This is a genomic window from Modestobacter sp. L9-4 (assembly GCF_019112525.1).
GTDB lineage: Bacteria > Actinomycetota > Actinomycetes > Mycobacteriales > Geodermatophilaceae > Modestobacter.
This window is the reverse complement of the sequence record NZ_CP077800.1, coordinates 127586-149006: the sequence shown is the minus strand read 5'-3', so window position 1 is coordinate 149006 and position 21421 is coordinate 127586. Positions and strand designations below refer to the sequence as shown.

Here is a 21421-nt window from a genome sequence, read left to right as displayed (position 1 = left end):
GCTGCCTCCGTCGTCGTGTCGCGCGCCGGGCGTCGAGAGCGAGGACCGTCGCGCCGCCAGCATCTCATCGGATCGCGTTCCGCCGTTATCCCCAACACAACCGCCGATCGGCGGGATCCAGGAAGGCTCAGCGAGGGCGGAGGGGGAACCGGTGCCGCCGCGTCCACCGGCCGCCCGGTCCGTCCTGGGTCAGCAGGTGCACCTCGGTCGCCGTTCCCGAGACCGGCAGGCCGGCGCGGACGGCGAGCTCCGCCTCGGCCAGGGTGGCGCGTGGGTGCCCGTGGCCGACCGTCAGGTGCGGGACCACCTCGGCGAAGGCCCCGCCGAAGGGCGGGTGGTCCGGGAACTCGGCGTGCAGCCGTCCGGTCAGCTCGACGAAGGGCGCCGGGTCCTCGGGCGCCAGCCACACGACGTCGTTGCCGAACCAGTCGGTGCGACCGAAGTAGTGGTCGAACACCGGGACGGCGCCCACCACCCGGGCGACGCGGGACAGGACGTCGTTGGTCAGGTCGGCGGGGGAGACGAACGGGAAGAGGGCCGTCACGTGCGCAGGAACGCCCAGGGCGGCGTTGGCGTCCAACCGGCGGCGGTGGGCGGCCACCACTCGTTCCGCCTCCGGAACAGGGACGACCAGACCGCTGAGTGCTCGCCGCTCGGCCATGCCGGGACGGTAGCGGCAGCAGCCGTCCCCGGAACGACGGCGGACTGTCGCATGCCGCGAGTAGGTTCGCTGCAACAGGACCCACACCACACACCGGAGGGTGAGATGGCCACGAGGGACACCGGCGGGCAGCAGCGGTCGACGCGTTCGCGCGAGGAGACCGAGGAGGTCGAGGCCTCGGTCGACACCGAGACCTCCGAGCGCACCAAGGAGGTCACCGACGACGTCGACTCGCTCCTCGACGAGATCGACGGGGTGCTGGAGGAGAACGCCGAGGAGTTCGTGAAATCGTACGTTCAGAAGGGCGGTCAGTGATCAACTGACTGCTCTGAGTAGTCAGGTGAAGCGCTGTCCGGACTGTGGTGAGCGCCAGTCCGCCCAGGCCTTCGGCAAGAACAGGGTGTTGCCGGACGGGCTGTCGTTCTACTGCCTGGAGTGCAATCGTCAGCGCAACGGCGAGTGGTACCGCCGCTCCCGAGAGTCGATGGGTCGGTCCGTCCGTGACCACTCGTGGATCCCGGACGGTTTCCGCTGGTGTCCCGGCTGCCAGCAGGCCGTGGCGCACGAGGACTACTCGCGGAACAGCAGGCAGTCCGCCGGCTTCGGCAGTCTCTGTCTCCGTTGCAATCGCGCGTCCAGCAGCGAGGCCTACTGGAAGCGGCGCTACGGCCTGACCCGAGCTGAGGTCGATGCCCTGCGCGAAGAGCAAGGCGATGCGTGTGCCATCTGTGGCGCGGCGGGTCCAGGACACCTGGACCACGACCACACGACCGGTCGGATCAGGGCGTTGCTCTGCCAGCGGTGCAACCAGCGTTGCTCTGCCAGCGGTGCAACCAGGGTCTCGGGCTGCCCCGGGATGACCCGACGGTGCTCCGTGCGGCGGCGGACTACGTGGAGGAGCACCGCGCGCTCGCGCTCGACGCTGTGACCGGCGGAGACGCGGCGGTGAAGGGGCGCGGGAGCACCGGGTCCTCCGGTGAACCGGCCCGCAGTCCAGGGATGGCCCGATGGCTGGCGATGTACCCGGACGGGGCGCACTGAGGCCGTGCGCCCACGGGCCTGTCGGCCATCGGACCCGACCGCCGTCCGCGGACATGCGGCTGCCCGGACCGCCGGTAGGGTCGCAGCGAGGTCCGGCGGTGTCCCGCCGGCCGAGTCCGTGCAGTCGAGGCCGTGCTCTCCTGGCGGCGAGAGAGGTGGATGGGTGACCGACGCGTCAACGGGCCGGAGCGGCTTCTCGCCCGCCTATCTGGACCGGGTGGGCTCCTCGTTCACCGACTTCCTGGGCACCAGTGCCCCCGACCTGCTGCCCGGCCGCCGCGCGCTGCCGACGCTGCCGGTGGGGGAGGTCGCCCCGCACGGCACGACCATCGTCGCCGCCACCTACGCCGGCGGCGTCCTGATGGGCGGTGACCGGCGGGCGACCATGGGCAACCTGATCTCCAGCCGCGACATCGAGAAGGTCTACGCCGCCGACTCCTGGTCGGTCATCGGCATCGCCGGTGCCGCGGGCATCGCGATCGAGATGGTCCGGCTGTACCAGGTCGAGCTCGAGCACTACGAGAAGATCGAGGGGATGACCATGTCCCTCGACGGCAAGGCCAACCGCCTCGCCGCGATGATCCGGGGCAACCTGGGGGCGGCCATGCAGGGCCTGGCCGTCGTCCCGCTGTTCGCCGGCTACGACCTCGACGCCGCCGAGGGCACCAGCCCGGGCCGCATCTTCAGCTACGACATCACCGGCGGGAACTACGAGGAGCGCGGCTACGCCTCGGTCGGCTCCGGCTCGCTGTTCGCCAAGAACTCGCTGAAGAAGACGTGGCGTCCGGGCCTGTCCGCCGACGACGCCACCCGCACGGTCGTCGAGTCCCTCTACGACGCCGCCGACGACGACTCCGCCACCGGCGGGCCCGACCCGGTGCGGCGGCTCTACCCGATCGTCTACCGCGTCGACGCCGAGGGCGCCGTCCGGTTGAGCGACGACGAGGTGGCCGCGGTCGCCGGCACGGTCATCGCCGAGCGGTCCGCCGCCCAGAGCCAGGAGGGCTGACCCATGACCATGCCGTACTACGCCTCCGCCGAGCAGGTCATGCGTGACCGCTCCGAGTACGCCCGCAAGGGCATCTCCCGGGGCCGTAGCGTCGCCGTCCTCACCTACGCCGACGGCGTCCTGTTCATCGCCGAGAACCCCAGCTCGACCCTGCACAAGGTCAGCGAGCTCTACGACCGCATCGGCTTCGCCGCCGTCGGCCGGTACTCGGAGTTCGAGAGCCTGCGGGTGGCCGGCATCCGGCTCGCCGACGTGCGCGGCTACTCCTACAACCGGCGCGACGTCACCGGCCGGGTCATCGCCAACGCCTACGCCCAGACCCTCGGCGCGGTCTTCACCGAGCAGATGAAGCCCTACGAGGTCGAGCTCTGCGTGGCCGAGGTCGGCGACACCGCGGCGGCCGACCAGCTGTACCGGCTCACCTTCGACGGCTCCATCGTCGACGAACCCGAGTTCGTGGTCATGGGTGGGCAGGCCGAGGCGGTCACCGGCCACCTGCGCCAGCACTTCACCCCGGGCCTGGGCCTGGCGGAGGCGCTGCGGGTCGGCGTGCAGGCGCTCTCGGCGGTCAGCCCGGCCACCTCGGCCAACGGCGGCACCAACGACCAGCTGCCCGCCGAGCAGCTCGAGGTCGCTGTCCTCGACAGGCGCCGTCCCAAGCGCACCTTCCGCCGGGTCAGCGGCGCGGCCCTCGCGGCCCTGCTGACCGACCAGCCGGCGCCCGACGACGGGACCGGACCCGCGGCCACCCACACGCCGAGCGCACCGGCGCCGGGCACCCCGCCCGGCCTCGGTGACCCCACGGCGGTCGACACTGCCGGCGGCAACCCCGACCAGCAGGGCGCCGACCCCCGCTGAGCGGGAGCGGCGCTCGTCGCCCCGAGCCCAGCGCGCCGTCGACGCCTGGGCTCGGGCAGGTGGCCCCGCCGACACCCCGGCGTCACCTGTCGGGGCCCGGCACGACCGCCTCGCCCAGCGACCGGTCCGGCCGGTACCCCCTGAGCAGCGCGGGGTCAGCGGGGAACGGCGCGGCCGCTGTCCCGGCGCCAGGCGCTGAACGAGCTCACCGACACCGTGCCCGGGCGCACCAGCCACGGCTACGGGTGCACCTCGGCCGGCCGCAGCCGGCCGGCGAGCCGCTGCCAGCCGGGCACCGGTGCCCACGTCGAGGCCAGCGACCGGCCGGCGAGCTCGACGTCCACCGCACCCCGGCGCACCTCGACCGGCCGGGTGGCGGCCAGCTCGCCCACGGTCTCGGCGAGGAACACCAGCCGCTTGCCCGACAGCCGCAGCCGGGCCAGCAGCGGCTCGTCGAACACGAACACCGCCGGGCGGTCGGGGTCGGCGGCCAGCGCCGGGTCGGCGGTGCCCAGCGACTCCGCGGTCAGCCACACCTGCTCCGCACCGCCGCCCTCGACCTCGACCGGCCCGGCGGGCACCGGCGCCCGGCCGAGGTCGGGGCCCGCGACGCGGGGACCGGTGTCCGCCTCGGGCCACTGCTCGATCGGGCAGGCATCGGCCAGCGCGCAGCCCCGGCACAGCTCCGGCGCCCGCTTCTCCACCTGCCAGCGGCTGAACCCGTAGGGCTTGCCGCTGCCGGTGCCCACGGTCCACTGCCAGCCGAGCCGGTTGGCCGCCCGCGAGCCGTCGAGCAGGTGCACGTAGGTCTCGTCCTCCCCGGCCCGCCAGTCGGCGCCCGCGCGCACCGACCACTGGGAGGCCAGCCACATCCGCGTCTGGTTCACCAACCAGCCGTCGGTGTGCAGCTCCCGGTCAACCGTGTCGGTGCAGTTCATCTCCGCCGGCCACGGGTCGTCGGCCCACGGTGCCCCGGCCGGCACCGCGACGTGTGGCTGGGCGTGGCGCAGCTCGGTGCCGAGCTGCCGGCCCACCCGGGCGTAGAGGTGCCGGGCGAACTCCTGCCACAGCAGTTCGTCGCGGTACTTCGTCCGGTCACGCGTCGGTGCGCCGGACACCGCGGCCCACACCAGGGGCAGCGGCAGCAGCCCGTGCCGGATGTAGGGCGACATCCGGCTGGCCCCGCGTCGGGCCACCGGGAGCACGGTGCTCCGGCTGCCGGCGTAGCCGCTGACGTCGAGTGCGGCCAGTGCGGCGTCGGCGGCGCTCTGGCCGCCGCGGACGACGCCCGGCGCGACGCCGTCGGGGCCCTCGCGGGTGAGGTCGCCGAGGTGCGCGGCGACCCACCGGGCGACGTCGGTGGGGGTGGCGCCGGTGGACGGGGACGGGGGAGCGGGGAGCAGCGGCACGCCACCACTGTCCCCTCGCCCACCAACAGTCCGCGGGGCACCGGCGCGGCGCGGGGGACCCGTTCCGGCGGACCGCGAGCGCACGAGCGCGACGCCGGACCGTGCGCCTAGGCTCGCACCGTGGAACGACGGATCTTCGGCATCGAGACCGAGTACGGCGTCACGTGCACCTTCCAGGGCCAGCGCCGGCTCTCCCCGGACGAGGTGGCGCGCTACCTCTTCCGCCGCGTCGTGTCCTGGGGCCGCAGCTCCAACGTCTTCCTGCGCAACGGCTCCCGGCTCTACCTCGACGTCGGCAGCCACCCCGAGTACGCGACCGCCGAGTGCGACGACGTCACCGAGCTCGTGGTCCACGACAAGGCCGGGGAGCGCATCCTCGAGGGCCTGATGATCGACGCCGAGCAGCGCCTCAACGAGGAGGGCGTGGCCGGCGACATCTACCTGTTCAAGAACAACACCGACTCCGCCGGCAACAGCTACGGCTGCCACGAGAACTACCTGGTGGGCCGGCAGGGCGAGTTCAGCCGGCTGGCCGACGTCCTCATCCCGTTCCTGGTGAGCCGGCAGATCGTCGTCGGTGCGGGCAAGGTCCTGCAGACCCCGCGCGGCGCGGTCTACTGCGTCAGCCAGCGCGCCGAGCACATCTGGGAGGGCGTCTCCAGCGCCACCACCCGGTCGCGGCCGATCATCAACACCCGCGACGAGCCGCACGCCGACGCCGAGAAGTACCGCCGGCTGCACGTCATCGTCGGCGACTCGAACATGAGCGAGACGACGACGCTGCTCAAGGTGACCATCACCGACCTGGTGCTGCGGATGATCGAGCAGGGCGTGCCCATCCGGGACATGACGCTGGAGAACCCGATCCGGGCCATCCGCGAGATGAGCCACGACCTCACCGGACGGCGCAAGGTGCGGCTGGCCAACGGCCGGGAGATGTCGGCGCTGGAGATCCAGCAGGAGTACCACGACCGGGCTGCGGAGTTCGTCGACCGCGAGGGCTACGGCCCGGTGCACCGCCAGATGCTCGAGCTGTGGGGCCGCACGCTCAAGGCCGTCGACACCGGCGACATCTCCCTCATCGACCGGGAGGTCGACTGGGCGATCAAGTACTCCCTCATCGAGCGGTACCGGGCCAAGCGCGACCTGCCGCTGAACAGCCCGCGGGTCGCCCAGCTCGACCTCGCCTACCACGACATCCGGCGCGACCGCGGCCTGTACTACCTGCTGCAGAACGCCGGCCAGGTCGAGCGGGTCGCCCACGACCCGGCGATCTTCGAGGCCAAGAACGTGCCGCCGCAGACCACCCGGGCCAAACTGCGCGGTGACTTCATCCGCCGGGCGCAGGAGAAGCGGCGCGACTTCACCGTCGACTGGGTGCACCTCAAGCTCAACGACCAGGCCCAGCGCACCGTGCTGTGCAAGGACCCCTTCAAGTCCGTCGACGAGCGCGTCGAGAAGCTGATCTCCAGCATGTGACCGGCCCCGGTGGCCCGCGGCGTCCCGGCGGCTACCGGCTGGCCGCACCCCGGGCGGTGACGTTCGCCTCGGCCGCCATGGTGCTCCCCGGCCATCGGCCGACCCCTCACGGATTCCGGGAAATGGTTGGCCGGCGTCGGGAGACTGCGGACATGAGCACCGTCCTCGTCACCGGCGTCAGCCGCCGCGCCTCCATCGGGTTCGCGGTCGCCCGGCGGCTCCTCGACCGCGGCGACCGGGTCGTCGTCTCCTCCTGGGCGCCGCACGACGCCGGGCAGCCCTGGGGCGGGGACGACGCGGCCGCGGTCCTCGCCGAGCTGGGCGACCCGCCGCACCTGCCCAGCGACCTCGCCGACCCCGACGCCCCGGCCGCGCTGGTCGCTGCGGCCCGGGACGCCGTGGGACCGCTGACGACGCTGGTCGCCGCGCACGCCCGCAGTGCCACCGGGGGGCTGGCCGACCTCGACCCCGCCGAGGTCGACGCCTGCTTCGCGGTCAACACCCGCGGCAGCCTGCTGCTCACCCGGGCGTTCGCCGCCCAGTACGAGTCGGCGGCCGGACCGGGCTCCGTCGTCCTGTTCACCTCGGGGCAGCACCTGGGCCCGATGGCCGACGAGCTGCCGTACGCGATCAGCAAAGGGGCTGTCCAGCAGATGACGCTGTCGCTGGCCGACGCCCTGATCGACGCCGACATCACCTGCAACTGCGTCAACCCCGGCCCGACCGACACCGGCTGGGCCGGCCCGGCCCAGGCCGACCTGGTCGCCCGCGCCATGCCTCGCGGCCGGTGGAACACCGCGGACGAGGCCGCCGGCGTCGTGGCCTGGCTGACCGGACCGGACGCCCGCTCGGTCACCGGCCGGACCCTCGACGCCGAGGGCGGCTTCCGCCGCTGGGCCTGACCCGCGGTGCACGCACCGTGTGCGCGTTGCCCGGGCTGCAGCGCGTGCGACGCGGACAGAAGGCGTGCAACGACGCCGGGCTCAGGCCGGGGGCGGGCCGAACAGGGTGATCTGGGCGGCGTACCGGCCGGCGGCCGCGGCGGAGAGGAAGTAGGCGCGGTCCTCGGCCAGCCCGCGACCCATGGTGGACAGCTGCGCCGGGGAGGCGGCCAGCGCGTCGTCCAGGCCCTCGCTGTCCACCCACTCCACGGGGTTGCGCTCCGGCTGCCCGGCGAGGTCCTCCTCGACCTGGCTGCCCAGCTCCGACCCCAGCCCGCGGGGCGCCACCAGCGTCACCCCGGCCAGCGCGACCCGGCCGAAGGCGGTCAGCGAGTGGTGGGACACCCCGCGGTGCCGCGGCCGGGGGTCGGCCGCGGAGATCCGCAGTGCCCCGATGGTGCGCCCGCCCAGTACGGCGACGGCGTTGCAGGCATCACCGGCGGCGACCCCGGAGAAGCCCCACGGCGTCCCGGTGCCCAGGTTGCCCGGCCCCTGGGTGACGATCGCGATGTCGGCGTGCAGCACGTGCCTGGCCGCCAGCAGCCCGGTGTGCACGGTGACCGCCTCCAGGTCGCCACCGAAGGCCTGCCCGACGGTGACCACCCCGGCCAGCGAGCCGGCCAGCGCGTCCAGGGTGCGGGAGAAGGCAGCCGGCAGGGCACCGCCGTCGGTCATCACGTAGGCGATCCGGAGTGCGGGGTCGGTGACGTGCGCCCCGGCCACGACCGCGGGCAGCGCGGAGTGCAGGTCGGCCACGACCACCGGCATGCCACCGATGTCCTCGGCCTCGGCGATCGTCGCGTGGTGCTCGGTCTCCTGCTCGTCGACGCCGGAGACCGCCACCTGCAGCGGGCCGTAGCGGCCCTTCACCAGGTGGCCGGGGCCCTCCGGGTCCAGCGGCAGCCGGTCGGGGACGGCGACGACCAGGGCGTACCCGCCGGTGCCCAGGTGCTGCGCCCGCGCCGTGGTGTTCAGCAGCACCGTGTCGCCCACCTGGGGTCGGCCCACCACCGACGGGTGCGCCAGCGCCGGCACCGCGCCGTCCCCGGGGACGGCGACGGTGAGCTCCTGCGCGTCCCGCCAGGTGCGGCCCAGCCCGATCACCTCGCCGCGGCGCCAGCGGATCCGTGAGCCGGGGACGGGGGAGGGGGCGTCGGTCACCGGAGCAGAGTAGGGGGAGCCGGGCACCTCGCCTCGGGCGAGCCCGACACGCGCGGGGCACTAGCCTGTGCGCGTGGCAGCCAAGCGGGCGGAACGACTGGTCAACCTGGTCATCGCCCTGCTCGGCACCCGGCAGTACGTCTCGGCGGCCAAGATCCGCACCATCGTCCCCGGCTACGAGCCCGACGACGGCACCGAGCGCGCCGACGAGGCCTTCAAGCGCATGTTCGAGCGGGACAAGGCCGAGCTGCGCGAGATCGGCGTCCCGCTGGAGACCGGCCGCACCAGCGCCTTCGACACCGAGGACGGCTACCGGATCGCCCGGGTCGACTACGAGCTGCCCGAGATCACCCTCACCGGGGAGGAGGCCGCGGCCGTCGGCCTGGCTCTGCGGCTGTGGCAGTCCGCGCAGCTGGCCGGGGCCGCGCAGAGCGCGCTGGTCAAGCTCCGCGCCGCCGGGGTGGAGGTCGACTCCGGCCGCGGGGTGCCCATCCAGCCGCGCCTGGACGCCGGCGAGCCCGCCTTCGAGCCCTGTTACGCCGCCGCCCGCGACCGGCGGGTGCTCTCCTTCGAGTACCGCCGTCCCGACGAGGCGGCCGCGCACCGCCGCCGGGTCCAGCCGTGGGGCGTCGTGGCCTGGCACGGGCACTGGTACCTCGTCGGTCACGACCTGGACCGCAAGGCCCCCCGGGTCTTCCGGCTCTCCCGGGTCACCGGCAACCCGCGGGCGACCGGCCCGGCCGGTGCCTTCTCACCCCCGCCGGACCTCGACCTGGCCGCCGTGGTGGCCCGGCAGGAGTCCCGCGCCGAGCAGCTCGTCATCGTCCGCGCCCGCCCGGGGACGGCGATCGGCCTGCGCCGCACCGCCGAGCCGCTGGGCGCCGCCGACGACGGCGACGACCGGCTGCAGCTGCGCACCACCGAGCCCGAGCAGCTGGCCGACACCCTGGCCGCCTACGGCGCCGACGTCCTGGTCGAGGCCCCGCAGACCATGCGTGCGGCCGTGGTCGACCGGCTCACCCGGCTGGCCGCCCTCGGGGAGCCGGCATGACCGCGCCGAGCACCGCCGAGCGGATGACCCGGCTGCTCACCCTGGTCCCGTACCTGCAGGCCCGCCCCGACGGCGTCCGGCTGGCCGACGCGGCCGGCGACTTCGGGGTCAGCGAGGCACAGCTGCGCCGGGACCTGGACCTGCTGTGGGTGTGCGGCCTGCCCGGGCACGGGCCCGGGGACCTGATCGACCTGGCCTTCGAGGGCGACCGGGTGCGGGTGACCTTCACCGCCGGGATGGTGCGGCCGCTGCGGCTGAGCACCGACGAGGCGGTGGCGCTGATCGTCGCGCTGCGCACCCTGCTGGAGATGCCCGGGCTCGCCGAGGGCGAGGCGGTCAGCCGTGCGCTGGCCAAGGTCTCGGCCGCCGCCGGGCACCCGGGGGAGGTGCACGCGCCGGTGGCGGTGAGCGTGGGCGCGGCCGAGCAGTCCCTGGCCGCCGTCCGCGACGGGCTCGAGCGCGGCCGGGCGCTGCACCTGCACTACTACGTGCCCAGCCGCGACGAGCGCACCGAGCGCACCGTGGACCCGATGCGGCTGCTGCTGGTCGACGGCCGCTGGTACCTGGAGGCGTGGTGCCGCAACGTCGAGGGCACCCGGCTGTTCCGCCTCGACCGCATCGACGAGGTCGCCGTGCTGGACGAGCCGGGGGCGCCGCCGGACGAGGCGACCGAGCGCGACCTGGACTCCGGGCTCTACCAGCCCGGCGCCGAGGCACCGCTGGTGCGGCTGCGGCTGGCCCGCACCGCGCGCTGGGTGGCCGACTACTACCCGGTCGAGGACGTCGCCGAGGTCACCGACCCCCCGGGTGGGCTGGCCGTGGCGGTCCGGACGTCGGACCTGGGCTGGGCCCGCCGGCTGGTCTCCTCCCTCGGCGGGTCGGCGCTGGTCGACAGCCCCACCGAGCTGGCCGCCCAGGTCGCCGGTGAGGCCCGGGCCGCGCTGGCCCGCTACGCGGACTGAGCGCGGGCCGACTGAGCGCGAACCGACGGCGGAGGCCGCTAGGGTCGGCCCGTGTTGCTGATCGTGTGGATCGCCGTCGCCGTCCTCGTGCTGCTGGTGCTGGGCACCCTGGCCTACAACGTGGTGGGTGCCGCCGGCCGGCTCAGCCGTGAGCTGCGGGCCCTCGAGCGCGAGGCCGCCCCGCTGCTGGCCGAGGCCCAGGCCACGGCGGCCCGGGCGGCCGCCGTCCGCGCCGAGCGCGCCGCGACCTCGGACTGAACCGTCGGCCGCGCCGGCCGCGAACCCCCTGGCGACGGCCCGCTGAACCACAGGTGGACGCCGTGCGTACAGCTCCGGCGAGGCCTGGACCCCCCAGGGTCCGGGCGTAGAGTCGCCACTGCTCGCCCCCCACGACTCGGAGGACCCGATGAACCTCGGCCCCGCGGAGATCGGCCTCATCATCCTGGCCGTCCTGCTGCTCTTCGGCTACAAGAAGCTGCCCGACGCCTCCCGCTCGATGGGGCGCTCGATGCGCATCTTCAAGAGCGAGATGAAGGGCATGAAGGACGACGACGTCCGCGCCAAGGACGAGGCCCGCACAACCCCGGTGACCGGCCAGATCGTCGCCCCGGCCTCCGCCCCCGCGGCGGCTGCCCCGGTGACGCCGGTCGACTACGAGGCCGAGGCGGCTGCTGCCGAGGCCCGTGCCGTCGCTGCGCGCGCCGCGGCCGAGCGGGCCCGCGCCTCGGCGGCCTCCGCCGACAGCGCCCGCTGACCCCCAGCACCCCCAGCCGCCCGTGACCCTGGCAGGGCGCACCCGCGATCGCCGTCCGCGGCGTCCCGAGAGGGACGCCGCGGCGACGATGAGCCTGATCGGCCACCTCCGCGAGCTGCGCAACCGCATCGGCATCGCGCTGTTCTTCGTGCTGGTCGCCACCGCGATCGCCTTCTGGTGGTACGAGCACGGGCTGGGCGACTTCATCCGGGCGCCGTACTGCAACCTGCCCAACGACCTGCGCTACAACGACGCGGACGGCAAGTGCGGCCTCCTGGTCACCGACGTGTTCGGTGGTGCGCTGATCCGGCTGAAGATCGCGTTCATCGCCGGCATCGTGCTCTCCGCCCCGTTCTGGCTGCACCAGCTCTGGGCGTTCCTCACCCCCGGGCTGAAGAAGAACGAGCGCCGCTACGGCGTCGGCTTCGTCACCGCCTCCAGCCTGCTGTTCGCCGCCGGCGCCGCCCTGGCCTACATCTCGCTCTCGGCGGGGCTCAAGCTGCTCCTCGGGCTGGCAGGCAACGGGGTCGTGGTCGCCCTCACCGCCCAGGACTACATCGGCTTCGTCATCTCCCTGCTGCTGGCGTTCGGGGTCAGCTTCGAGCTGCCGCTGATCGCGGTGGTGCTCAACCTCATCGGCGTCCTGTCCTACGCGGTGATGGCCAAGGCCCGGCGGTGGCTGTACTTCCTCACCATCGTGTTCGCGGCGTTCATCACGCCCACCCAGGACCCGTTCACGATGCTGCTGATGGCCGGCCCGATGTGCGTGCTCTTCGAGATCGCCATCCAGATCGCCCGGGTCGTGGACAAGCGGCGCGCCAAGCGCGCCGCCGCCGACGGCCTCGCGGGGCTCGATGACGACGAGGCCTCTCCGGCGATCGAGTCCGCCAGCCCGCTGGACACCAGCCCCAGCCCGCTGGACACCACGCCGAGCAGCATCACCGAGCCCGGGCACACCCAGGCCTGACGCCGTCCCGGGCACCGCTGCGGCGGCGTCCGGAGCCTTCCGGGATGGAACGGGTGGCGGGCGCCGGGAGCGCCTAACGTGGGGGCATGTCCAGCCCGGCTGAGCGGTACGCGGCTGCCCGCCGGCGTAACGCACACCCCACCCTGTCGGACTTCACCGCAGACCTCGGCTTCTCCCTGGACCCGTTCCAGGTCGAGGCGTGCGAGGCGCTGGAGGAGGGGTCCGGCGTGCTCGTCTGCGCCCCCACCGGGGCGGGGAAGACCGTGGTCGGGGAGTTCGCCGTCCACAAGGCCCTCCAGGAGGGCAAGAAGGCGTTCTACACGACGCCGATCAAGGCCCTGTCGAACCAGAAGTACAGCGACCTCTGCGAGCGCTACGGCGCCGACCGCGTCGGTCTGCTGACCGGGGACAACGCCATCAACGGCGACGCCCCCGTGGTGGTGATGACCACCGAGGTGCTCCGCAACATGCTCTACGTCGACTCCCCGGCGCTGACCGACCTCGGCTACGTGGTCATGGACGAGGTCCACTACCTCGCCGACCGGTTCCGTGGCGCGGTCTGGGAGGAGGTGATCATCCACCTGCCCGAGCACGTCCGGCTGGTGTCGCTGTCGGCGACGGTGAGCAACGCCGAGGAGTTCGCCGACTGGCTGGTCACCGTGCGCGGGGACACCCGGGTGGTGGTCAGCGAGGTGCGGCCCATCCCGCTGTGGCAGCACATGCTCGTGGGCGGGCGGGTCTTCGACCTGTTCGCACTGCGCCCGGCGGCCCACGCCGGGGAGTGGGAGCAGACCCCCCGCGGGCTGTCGACCCGTGAGCGCGGCCGGGCCGTGGTCGACCCCGAGCTGGTGCGCTACGTGCACGAGCAGGAGCGGCGCTTCGACTCCTGGCACGGCGGAGGCGGCACCGGGCGCAACGGGTTCGGGTCCAAGCCGCGCTACTCCCCGCCGTCCCGGCCCGACGTCATCGAGCGGCTCGACCGCTCCGGGCTGCTGCCGGCGATCACCTTCGTGTTCAGCCGCAACGGCTGCGACGCCGCGGTGCACCAGTGCCTGGCCTCGGGCCTGCGGCTCACCGACGAGAACGAGCGGGCCGCCATCGCCGAGATCATCGACCGGCGCACCGGTGCGCTGCCCGACGAGGACCTGCACGTCCTCGGCTTCTGGGAGTGGCGCGAGGGCCTGCTCGCCGGGTTCGCCGCCCACCACGCCGGCCTGGTGCCCGCGTTCAAGGAGACCGTCGAGGAGTGCTTCGTCAACGGCCTGGTCAAGGCCGTGTTCGCCACCGAGACCCTCGCCCTGGGCATCAACATGCCCGCGCGCACCGTCGTCCTCGAGCGGCTGGTGAAGTGGAACGGCGAGGCGCACGCCGACGTCACGCCGGGGGAGTACACCCAGCTCACCGGCCGGGCCGGGCGCCGCGGCATCGACGTCGAGGGGCACGCCGTCGTCGTCTGGGGTCCCAACGTCGACCCCGCCGTCGTCGCCGGGCTGGCCAGCACCCGCACCTACCCGCTGCGCTCGTCGTTCCGGCCCAGCTACAACATGGCCGTCAACCTGGTCGGCGCCTTCGGCCGGGAGCGCGCCCGCGAGCTGCTGGCCGCCTCCTTCGCCCAGTTCCAGGCCGACCGCTCCGTCGTCGGGCTGGCCCGCTCCGCGGCCCGGCACGAGGAGGACGCCGCCCGGCTGGAGGCCGAGGTGCGCGGCGGGCTGACCGACCAGGTGTTCGACGTCGCCGGCTACGCGAAGCTGCGCAGCGAGGTGTCCCAGCGGGAGAAGGCGCTGTCGCGTGACTCCCAGGCCAAGCGCCGCGCCGACGCCGCCGAGTCCCTGGCCGCGCTGCGCGCCGGTGACGTCATCCGGGTGCCCAGCGGACGCCGGCAGGGGCTCGCCGTCGTGCTGGACCCGGGCCTGACCGAACTGGCCGACCCGCACCCGCTGGTGCTCACCGAGGACAAGTGGGCCGGCCGGCTCGGGTCGATCGACTTCCCGACCCCGGTGACCGCGCTGACCCGGGTGCGGGTGCCCAAGAACTTCAACCACCGCAGCCCGCACGCCCGCCGGGACCTCGCCTCCACCCTGCGCAACGCCCGCACCGAGAACGACCTCGGCGCCCGCCGCACCCGCGGCCGCTCCGGCGCGGACGACGACCCGGTGCTGTCCGACCTGCGGCACGCCCTGCGCGCCCACCCCGTGCACGCCCTGCCCGACCGGGAGGAGCGGGTGCGTGCCGCCGACCGCTGGCTGCGGGTGCTGCGCGAGGCCGAGCAGCTGCGCCGCCAGATCGCCGAGCGCACCGGGTCGCTGACCGCCCAGTTCGACCGCACCTGCGACGTCCTCACCGAGCTGGGCTACCTCGTCCCCGAGCCGGTGGTCGCCCCGGACGCCGACGAGCGTCCGGAGCTGGTCACCGACGCCGGACGGCGGCTGGGCCGGATCTGGTCCGAGACCGACCTGCTCACCGCGGAGTGCCTGCGCGCCGGGGTCTTCCGCGGGCTCACCCCCGCCGAGCTGGCCGGGGTCGTGTCCGCGCTCGTGTTCGAGGCACGGCGCGACACCGTCGCCCAGCCCTCGGTGCCGGCCGGCAAGGTGACGGGCGCGCTGGCGGAGATGCGCCGGGTGCACGAGCGGCTGGCCGACGTCGAGCGCGACCACGGCGTCCCGGTCACCCGCGACCTGGACCTCGGCTTCGTCTGGGCGGCCTACCGCTGGGCCGACGGCCAGACCCTGGACCGGGTGCTCGCCGGGGCCGAGCAGGCCGGCACGGAGCTGTCGGGTGGGGACTTCGTCCGGTGGGCACGCCAGCTGATCGACCTGCTCGACCAGCTGGCCAAGATCGCCGACGAGCCGCTGGCCGGCATCGCCCGCTCCGCGGTGGGCCGGGTGCGCCGCGGGGTCGTGTCGGCCTCGGTCACCGGGTAGGGCACGATCGCCGCGCGCGGCCCGCAGCGGGCCCGGGCCCAGGACGAGGAGCGACGATGAGCCAGCCGCCGCAGGACCGGGACCGGCCCGACTGGACGCCGTGGGACCGCGAGCCGCAGGACCACCCGCCCGAGGACCGCTCGTCGGAGGAGCCGGCCGACCGTGACGACCGGCCGGCGCCCCCTCGGTGGGGGCCGCCGTCGCCGCAGTACGGCCAGCAGCATTACGGGTACCAGCAGTACGGCCAGCAGCAGTACGGCCAGCCCCCCTACGGGCAACCCCAGTACGGGCAGCAGGGGCATGCGCCGCAGCACGGCCAGCAGCCCCCGTACGGCCAGTACGGACAACAGCACCCCGGCCAGCCCGTGTACGGACAGCCTCACTACGGCCAGCCCGCGTACGGCCAGCCCCAGTACGGACAGCAGCCGGGGTACGGCCCGTACGGGCAGCCCGCCCAGTACCCGCCCGCCCAGTACCCGCCGACCCAGTACCCGCCCGCTCAGTACGGGCAGCCCCACCACGGGCACCCGCAGCCGTACCCGGCCCAGCAGTACGGCCAGCAGCCGTGGGGTCAGTTCCCGGGGCAGGACCCGGCCGGCTGGGGACGGCCGCCGCAGCCCGTCCGCCGGCGGTCGCGCCGGCTGTGGCTGCTGCTCGGCGTCCTCACGTTGGTCGTCCTCGTGGCCGCCGCGATCGGGCAGGGCTCGGGACTCGGCGGCACCCAGCTGGACCCCGACGCCGTGCAGCGTGACGTCGCCCAGCAGTACGAGGAGACCTACGGCGTGGACGTGGACCTCGCCTGCGACCAGGACATGACGGTCGCGCAGGGCCGCAGCTACCAGTGCCAGGGCCGCACCACCGACGGCCAGCCGGTCACCGTCACCCTGCAGCTCACCGACGACGAGGGCGCCTACACCTGGTCCGACCGCTAGGACCCGACCGCTGGGGCCCGGACCGGTCAGTCCTGTGGCCAGCCCAGCGCCGTGCCCAGCCGGCGCACCGAGGACTCCAGCCCGTGCTCGGCCGCCAGCGCGGCGAGGGCGTCGGCGTCGGCCGGGTGCCGCGGCAGGGCGCCGTCCACCGGGGGCAGGTCGATGCCGGTGACGACGGCGACTACCTCGGGAGCGGCGTCCAGGTAGTCCCCGGCCGCCTGCAGCTTCCTCAGCACCGCGGCGGTGAGCGGGGCCCGCGGGACCACGGTCCGGCCCGCCGCGGCCCGGATGCCGGCCAGCGTCCCGAACTCGTTGATCAGTGCTGCCGCCGTCTTCGCACCCACCCCGGCCACGCCGGGCAGCCCGTCGCTGGGGTCACCGCGCAGGACGGCCAAGTCGGCGTAGCTGCGGCCCGGGATGCCGTACCGCGCGGCCACCGCCGCCTCGTCCACGAACTCCAGGTTGTTGATCCCGCGGGCGGTGTAGAGCACGCGGACGCCGCGCGCGTCGTCCACCAGCTGGAACAGGTCCCGGTCCCCGGTGACGACGTCGACCGGGCCGCGGGCGCGGGTGGCCAGCGTGCCGATGACGTCGTCGGCCTCGTAGCCGGGGGCGCCCACCCGGGCCAGGCCCGCCGCGGCGAGCACGTCGACGAGCACCGGCACCTGGGGGCTGAGCTCCTCCGGCGTCTCCTCGCCGCCCTCGGGGGCGACGCGGTGGGCCTTGTAGGTGGGCAGCGCCGCAACCCGGAAGGCCGGCCGCCAGTCGTCGTCCCAGCAGGCGACCAGCCGCTGCGGGCCGTGGGCGGTGACCAGCCGGGCGGTCATGTCCAGGAAGCCGCGGACGGCGTTGACCGGGCGCCCGTGCGGGCCGGTCACGGTCGTGGGCACCCCGTAGAAGGCCCGGTAGTAGAGGCTCGCCGCGTCCAGCAGCATCGTGGTCACGCGGGGACGGTAACGGGACGAACACGCGACGCGGTGCTGTCACATCGGCTGGCTAGTCTGCCGACGTGGTCGCCATCCCTGCTCCCTCGTCCCCTCTGGTGTCGGTCGACCGGGTGCACGCCGCCCGCGCCGTGGTCGCCGAGCTCGGCATCGACGTCCTGGTCGTCACCCCCGGCGCCGACCTGCGGTACCTGTGCGGTTACGACGCGCACGCCATGGAGCGGCTGACCGCGCTGGTCGTGCCGCGCCGCGGTGAGCCGCTGCTGGTGGTGCCGCGGCTGGAGGCACCCATGGTCGGGGCGTCCCCGGCGGGTGCCCTCGGACTCGAGCTGCTCGCCTGGGACGAGACCGACGACGCCTTCACCGTCCTGGCCGCTGCGGTCACCGACCGGCTGGGCGCCGCACCCATCCGGGTCGCCGTCGGATCCCGGACGTGGGCCGAGCACGCCCTGGGCGTGCAGCGTGCGCTGCCCGGCTCGGTCCTGGAGCTGGCGAGCCCGGTCATCGACCGGCTGCGGATGGTCAAGACGCCGGCCGAGGTCGAGGAGCTCGCCGCCGCCGGCGCGGCCATCGACCGGGTGCACGCCCGGATGGAGGAGTGGCTGCGGCCCGGGCGCACCGAGGCCGAGGTGGGCGCCGACGTCGCCGCAGCCATCCTCGCCGAGGGCCACGTGGCCGTCGACTTCACGATCATCGCCTCCGGTCCCAACGGGGCCAGCCCGCACCACGAGCTCTCCGACCGGGTGATCGAGGCCGGTGACCTGGTGGTCGTCGACATCGGTGGGGAGACCGCCACCGGTTACCGCTCGGACTGCACCCGCACCTACATCGTCGGCGGGATGGCCGCCCGGGGGCTCAAGGAGTGGTTCGCCGTCCTGGAGCGGGCGCAGGCGGCCGCGGTCGCCGCCGTCCGGCCGGGGGTGACCTGCGCCCAGGTCGACGCCGTGGCCCGCGAGATCATCACCAAGGCCGGGTACGGCGAGCACTTCGTGCACCGCACCGGGCACGGCATCGGCCTGGACACCCACGAGGCGCCCTACGTCGTCGCCGGCAACGACCTGCCGCTGGAGCCGGGCATGGCCTTCTCGGTCGAGCCGGGCATCTACCTGGAGGGGCGGTACGGCGCCCGCATCGAGGACATCGTGGTCTGCACCGACGACGGCGTCCGCGTCCTCAACAACCGTCCTCGTGGCCTCGTCGAGCTCGGCGGCTGAGCCCGGCGGCCAGCCGGCGGCACCCGACGTCGACCGGGCGCTGCTGGCTGCCCTGTCCCGGGACGGCCGGGCCAGCTACACCGAGCTGGCCGAGCTGGTGGGGCTGTCGGTCTCCGCGGTGCACCAGCGGGTGCGCCGGCTCGAGCAGCGCGGGCTGATCACCGGCTATGCCGCCCAGGTCGACGCCCGGGCGCTGGGGCTGCCGCTGACCGCCTTCGTGTCCATCACCCCGATCGACGTCGGCCACCCCGACGACGCACCGGCGTTGCTGGCGCACCTCACCGCGGTCGAGGCCTGCCACGCCGTCGCCGGGGTGGAGAGCTACATCCTCAAGGTCCGCGTGGCCGGTCCTGACGCACTCGAGGCCCTGCTGCACGAGATCCGCGCGGTGGCCAACGTCAGCACCCGGACGACGGTCGTGCTGTCCACCGCCTACGAGAACCGGCCCCCGGTCTGACGCAGGGGTGTCGACAGCAGGTCGAACATGTGTTCGGATGGGTGCATGCGCTGGGACGCCCAACGGCTCGACCTCGACGAGCCCACGACGCTGCCCGGGCTGCCCGACGTCCGCGGTCTGCTGCGCAGCGTGCAGGTCCCGGAGTTCCCCGGCCTGACGTTCCACGAGGTCCGGGCCAAGAGCGCGCTCAACGCCGTCCCCAAGGACTCGGCGATGCCGTTCGGCCACACGATCAACCCGTACCGGGGCTGCTCTCATTCCTGTGTCTATTGCTACGCGCGGGGCACGCACGAGTGGTTGGAGCTCGACAGCGGGGCCGACTTCGACCAGCAGATCGTGGTGAAGACCAACCTCGTCGACGTGCTGCGCCGTGAACTTGCCCGCCCCTCGTGGAAGCGGGAGCACGTCGCGCTGGGCACCAACACCGACCCGTACCAGCGCGCCGAGGGCAGGTACCGGCTGATGCCCGGGGTCATCGACGCCCTGGCCCGCTCCGGCACGCCCTTCTCGGTCCTCACGAAGGGGACCCTGGCCCGCCGGGACGTCCCCCTGCTGGCCGCCGCCTCCCGCGACGTCCCGATCGGGATGGGGGTGTCCATGGCCATCTGGGACGACGAGCTGCACGCCGCCCTCGAACCCGGCGCCCCCTCGCCCCGCGCGCGGCTGGACCTGGTGCGGGCCATCACCGAGGCGGGGCTGCCGTGCGGGGTGTTCCTCGCCCCCGTCCTGCCCGGCCTGACCGACGGCAGGGAGCACCTGGAGGCCGCGATCGGGGCCATCGCGGCGGCGGGGGCGACCGGGGTGACCGTCGTCCCGCTGCACCTGCGCCCCGGGGCCCGGGAGTGGTTCACCAGCTGGCTCGCCCGCGAGCACCCGGGTCTGGTGGGCCGCTACAAGCAGCTGTACGGCCGGGGCGCCTACGTGCCGGCGGAGTACCGCAGCTGGCTCGCCGGGCGAGTGACACCGATGCTGGCCGCGCACGGTCTGGACCGGTCGAGTGGGGGAGTGGCCCGCGGCATCGACGGCTCGCTGGGCCTGCCGGGGGACTCGGCTGCGTCCTTCCCGGCCGGCAGCCTGCCCGACCGGGTGCCGGCGCCTCCTCCGCCGATCGACGAGGAGCCCGAGCAGCTGTCGCTGTGCTGAGCCCTCACTCCCGTTCGCGCGCCGCCCGGCGCACGGCGCGCTCGGCCCGCACCGCTCCCCGGGGGGCCACCGGCTCGACACCGCTGCTGAGCACCAGCCGCCGGTAGGAGTCGTAGGACAGTCGCGCGTAGTGGGTGGCCAGCGACTCGGCCGTCGCGGCCTGCGAGGGGGCGGCCGAGGCCTGCAGCTGCAGCGCGGTGCGGACGACGTGCTTGGTGAAGGTGACCTGCAGCGCCTGCGTGGACAGCTGCCCGCCCACGTGCGAGGTCGGGCCGGGTCCCTTGCGCAGCGCCGGCAGCACCCACGGGCTGGCCTCCAGCGCCGGGAAGCGGTTGCGCACCTCCTCCCAGGCGTGCCACGCGGTGAGCGCCCCGGGGACCGCCCAGTCGCCGTCGTCGGTGGACACCAGCAGCCGGCGGGTGGTCGCCTGCACCTGGTCGCGGCGCAGCGAGCGGAACTGACCGACGGTGCCGGGCCAGCCCAGGGCGATCGCGCACCAGGCGACCGTGCGCAGGTGCTCCGGTGCCTCACCGCGCACCCGGGTCAGCTCGCGGAGGTCCAGCGTCACCGGATCGGGCTCGGGGGTGCGCGGCTGCGGCATCTGCAGCCCGCCGTAGCGGGCGACCTTCGTGTACAGCGCCACGGTGGCCGGCTTCCAGTCGCGGGCGGCCGCCAGGGGATCGAGGCCGGCGTGGGCCAGGTCGTCGGGGCCCAGGTCGAGCTCGAGTGCGGCCTCCATCAGCCGGCGCCATTGGTCCTGGTAGCCCAGCGGCGCTCGCAGCCGGTTCCAGCCACGGACTGCCGGTGGGGACGGCATGTCCGGCAACGCGGGATGGAAGCCCTCGGTCATCCGTCGATCGTACCGTTATCCCCAACGACCGGCCCACCGCCACCCACCCGCGTGGCGAACCGGGGGAGAAGGACCCGCGACGGCGACACCAAGAACCGGCAGCCAGGCTCGCCGGCGGTCCTCCGACCGTCCGGCGCGGCCCCCGACTCGTGGGCGTCGCAGGTGTGTCGCCGAGGGGTCTCGGGGCCGGGTGCGGCGTGCCGGTGGGCCTCGAGGACGAGAGGCCGGGACGAGCACAGCACCGGAGGTCGCCGGGCCGTGCGGCGGAGCGCACGGCCGACGGGGGAGGAGGGTGCGCCGAGGACGTCGATGCGGCCGGAGCGGGGGAGTGCAGCGATGTGTCGCGCGCAGGCCGGTCTGCCCAGCCGTCCGAGCGGCAGCCGGCCGTCGGGGTCTGCCGCCGGCCGGCGGTCAGCCCGCGGGAGGCGACGTCAGCGACGTCCGGACCACACACACCTACATACACCGTTATCCCCAACAACCGCACCGCCGACCGATCTGCAAGCAACAGACCCTCAACAACGCCAGGACGCACCCCGGCGGCCTCCCTGCAGACAGGACCCAGCGGGCACCGACGGATGAAGACCCTGCCCTCCGTCGGTGGTGGGGGAGCCATGCCGACGCGCCGGCTGACGTCTGCCCGGGGCGTCGGCGACGAGTGAGCGGG

General features: G+C 74.4%; 21 protein-coding genes and 1 pseudogene. 17 read left to right on the top strand and 5 right to left on the bottom strand.

Going from position 1 to position 21421, the window contains the following annotated elements; all coding sequences use genetic code 11:
• Positions 1-127 precede the first annotated feature (127 nt).
• Positions 128-661 (bottom strand): 2'-5' RNA ligase family protein, encoded by a 534-nt coding sequence (locus tag KUM42_RS00690; protein WP_237494401.1) that lies wholly within the window; start codon positions 659-661, stop codon positions 128-130.
• Between the two features lie 105 nt (positions 662-766).
• Here KUM42_RS00690 and KUM42_RS00685 point away from each other — a divergent pair, with 105 nt between their 5' ends.
• From KUM42_RS00685 to prcA, 5 genes and pseudogenes are all read left to right on the top strand, one after another.
• Positions 767-976: a ubiquitin-like protein Pup gene (locus KUM42_RS00685; protein ID WP_237494400.1), complete on the top strand. Its 210-nt coding sequence runs from the start codon at positions 767-769 to the stop codon at positions 974-976.
• A gap of 169 nt (positions 977-1145) precedes the next feature.
• Positions 1146-1463 (top strand): annotated as a pseudogene (locus tag KUM42_RS20365) (endonuclease domain-containing protein); the annotation flags it as partial.
• Complete coding sequence (locus KUM42_RS20360) at positions 1379-1702, top strand: endonuclease domain-containing protein (protein ID WP_370629349.1); 324 nt, start codon at positions 1379-1381, stop codon at positions 1700-1702. The pseudogene KUM42_RS20365 and the gene KUM42_RS20360, both read left to right, overlap by 85 nt.
• A gap of 163 nt (positions 1703-1865) precedes the next feature.
• Entirely contained in the window at positions 1866-2711 is an 846-nt protein-coding gene (gene prcB, locus KUM42_RS00680) for a proteasome subunit beta (protein ID WP_237494399.1), read from the top strand.
• 3 nt (positions 2712-2714) lie between these two features.
• Positions 2715-3569, top strand: a complete 855-nt coding sequence (prcA, locus tag KUM42_RS00675; RefSeq protein WP_237494398.1) for a proteasome subunit alpha — start codon at positions 2715-2717, stop codon at positions 3567-3569.
• A gap of 239 nt (positions 3570-3808) precedes the next feature.
• Here prcA and KUM42_RS00670 read toward each other — a convergent pair whose 3' ends face one another.
• Complete coding sequence (locus tag KUM42_RS00670; protein WP_237494397.1) at positions 3809-4978, bottom strand: FAD-binding domain-containing protein; 1170 nt, start codon at positions 4976-4978, stop codon at positions 3809-3811.
• A 120-nt stretch (positions 4979-5098) separates the two neighbouring features.
• Here KUM42_RS00670 and pafA point away from each other — a divergent pair, with 120 nt between their 5' ends.
• Together pafA and KUM42_RS00660 are read left to right on the top strand one after the other, a co-directional pair.
• Positions 5099-6457: a Pup--protein ligase gene (pafA, locus tag KUM42_RS00665; protein ID WP_237494396.1), complete on the top strand. Its 1359-nt coding sequence runs from the start codon at positions 5099-5101 to the stop codon at positions 6455-6457.
• A 152-nt stretch (positions 6458-6609) separates the two neighbouring features.
• Positions 6610-7359: an SDR family oxidoreductase gene (locus tag KUM42_RS00660; RefSeq protein WP_237494395.1), complete on the top strand. Its 750-nt coding sequence runs from the start codon at positions 6610-6612 to the stop codon at positions 7357-7359.
• A gap of 81 nt (positions 7360-7440) precedes the next feature.
• Here the strand turns inward: KUM42_RS00660 and KUM42_RS00655 are convergent, their stop codons facing one another.
• A complete protein-coding gene (locus KUM42_RS00655; protein ID WP_237494394.1) occupies positions 7441-8559 on the bottom strand; it encodes a DUF3866 family protein in 1119 nt (372 codons plus the stop codon).
• A 73-nt stretch (positions 8560-8632) separates the two neighbouring features.
• Here KUM42_RS00655 and KUM42_RS00650 point away from each other — a divergent pair, with 73 nt between their 5' ends.
• The 7 genes from KUM42_RS00650 to KUM42_RS00620 all read left to right on the top strand — a co-directional run bounded on the left by KUM42_RS00650 (position 8633) and on the right by KUM42_RS00620 (position 16146).
• Entirely contained in the window at positions 8633-9610 is a 978-nt protein-coding gene (locus tag KUM42_RS00650) for a YafY family protein (protein ID WP_237494393.1), read from the top strand.
• Positions 9607-10572, top strand: coding sequence for a YafY family protein (locus KUM42_RS00645; protein ID WP_237494392.1), 966 nt, complete (start codon positions 9607-9609; stop codon positions 10570-10572). The genes KUM42_RS00650 and KUM42_RS00645 overlap by 4 nt, the downstream gene beginning before the upstream one ends.
• Positions 10573-10623: 51 nt before the next feature.
• Entirely contained in the window at positions 10624-10830 is a 207-nt protein-coding gene (locus KUM42_RS00640; protein ID WP_237494391.1) for a hypothetical protein, read from the top strand.
• A 148-nt stretch (positions 10831-10978) separates the two neighbouring features.
• On the top strand, positions 10979-11326 hold the full coding sequence (gene tatA / locus KUM42_RS00635; RefSeq protein ID WP_237494390.1) for a Sec-independent protein translocase subunit TatA: 348 nt from the start codon (positions 10979-10981) through the stop codon (positions 11324-11326).
• 88 nt (positions 11327-11414) lie between these two features.
• Positions 11415-12293 carry a twin-arginine translocase subunit TatC gene (gene tatC, locus KUM42_RS00630; protein WP_237494389.1) on the top strand — a complete coding sequence of 293 codons (879 nt, stop codon included), beginning with the start codon at positions 11415-11417 and terminating at the stop codon, positions 12291-12293.
• Between the two features lie 86 nt (positions 12294-12379).
• Complete coding sequence (locus tag KUM42_RS00625) at positions 12380-15214, top strand: RNA helicase (protein WP_237494388.1); 2835 nt, start codon at positions 12380-12382, stop codon at positions 15212-15214.
• A 56-nt stretch (positions 15215-15270) separates the two neighbouring features.
• Positions 15271-16146 carry a DUF4333 domain-containing protein gene (locus KUM42_RS00620; protein ID WP_237494387.1) on the top strand — a complete coding sequence of 292 codons (876 nt, stop codon included), beginning with the start codon at positions 15271-15273 and terminating at the stop codon, positions 16144-16146.
• Positions 16147-16172: 26 nt separating this feature from the next.
• On the opposite strand, the gene KUM42_RS00615 is transcribed toward KUM42_RS00620, so the two are convergent.
• Positions 16173-17081, bottom strand: a complete 909-nt coding sequence (locus tag KUM42_RS00615; protein WP_237496620.1) for a 5'-3' exonuclease H3TH domain-containing protein — start codon at positions 17079-17081, stop codon at positions 16173-16175.
• A 74-nt stretch (positions 17082-17155) separates the two neighbouring features.
• Here KUM42_RS00615 and KUM42_RS00610 point away from each other — a divergent pair, with 74 nt between their 5' ends.
• From KUM42_RS00610 to KUM42_RS00600, 3 genes are read left to right on the top strand one after another with little or no spacing between them, the layout of a single operon-like run.
• Positions 17156-18304, top strand: a complete 1149-nt coding sequence (locus tag KUM42_RS00610) for a Xaa-Pro peptidase family protein (RefSeq protein WP_237494386.1) — start codon at positions 17156-17158, stop codon at positions 18302-18304.
• Positions 18279-18761: an Lrp/AsnC family transcriptional regulator gene (locus KUM42_RS00605; RefSeq protein WP_237494385.1), complete on the top strand. Its 483-nt coding sequence runs from the start codon at positions 18279-18281 to the stop codon at positions 18759-18761. Before KUM42_RS00610 ends, KUM42_RS00605 begins: the two co-directional genes overlap by 26 nt.
• Before the next feature lie 45 nt (positions 18762-18806).
• On the top strand, positions 18807-19904 hold the full coding sequence (locus tag KUM42_RS00600; protein WP_237494384.1) for an Rv2578c family radical SAM protein: 1098 nt from the start codon (positions 18807-18809) through the stop codon (positions 19902-19904).
• Positions 19905-19908: 4 nt separating this feature from the next.
• On the opposite strand, the gene KUM42_RS00595 is transcribed toward KUM42_RS00600, so the two are convergent.
• Entirely contained in the window at positions 19909-20754 is an 846-nt protein-coding gene (locus KUM42_RS00595) for a hypothetical protein (protein ID WP_237494383.1), read from the bottom strand.
• Positions 20755-21421 lie beyond the last annotated feature (667 nt).

Coding starts and splice junctions, on each gene's coding strand:
- KUM42_RS00690 (WP_237494401.1), bottom strand. CDS start 661: ATGGCCGAGCGGCGAGCACTCAGCGGTCTGGTCGTCCCTGTTCCGGAG.
- KUM42_RS00685 (WP_237494400.1), top strand. CDS start 767: ATGGCCACGAGGGACACCGGCGGGCAGCAGCGGTCGACGCGTTCGCGC.
- prcA (WP_237494398.1), top strand. CDS start 2,715: ATGACCATGCCGTACTACGCCTCCGCCGAGCAGGTCATGCGTGACCGC.
- KUM42_RS00660 (WP_237494395.1), top strand. CDS start 6,610: ATGAGCACCGTCCTCGTCACCGGCGTCAGCCGCCGCGCCTCCATCGGG.
- KUM42_RS00645 (WP_237494392.1), top strand. CDS start 9,607: ATGACCGCGCCGAGCACCGCCGAGCGGATGACCCGGCTGCTCACCCTG.
- tatA (WP_237494390.1), top strand. CDS start 10,979: ATGAACCTCGGCCCCGCGGAGATCGGCCTCATCATCCTGGCCGTCCTG.
- tatC (WP_237494389.1), top strand. CDS start 11,415: ATGAGCCTGATCGGCCACCTCCGCGAGCTGCGCAACCGCATCGGCATC.
- KUM42_RS00625 (WP_237494388.1), top strand. CDS start 12,380: ATGTCCAGCCCGGCTGAGCGGTACGCGGCTGCCCGCCGGCGTAACGCA.
- KUM42_RS00620 (WP_237494387.1), top strand. CDS start 15,271: ATGAGCCAGCCGCCGCAGGACCGGGACCGGCCCGACTGGACGCCGTGG.
- KUM42_RS00615 (WP_237496620.1), bottom strand. CDS start 17,081: ATGCTGCTGGACGCGGCGAGCCTCTACTACCGGGCCTTCTACGGGGTG.
- KUM42_RS00600 (WP_237494384.1), top strand. CDS start 18,807: ATGCGCTGGGACGCCCAACGGCTCGACCTCGACGAGCCCACGACGCTG.
- KUM42_RS00595 (WP_237494383.1), bottom strand. CDS start 20,754: ATGACCGAGGGCTTCCATCCCGCGTTGCCGGACATGCCGTCCCCACCG.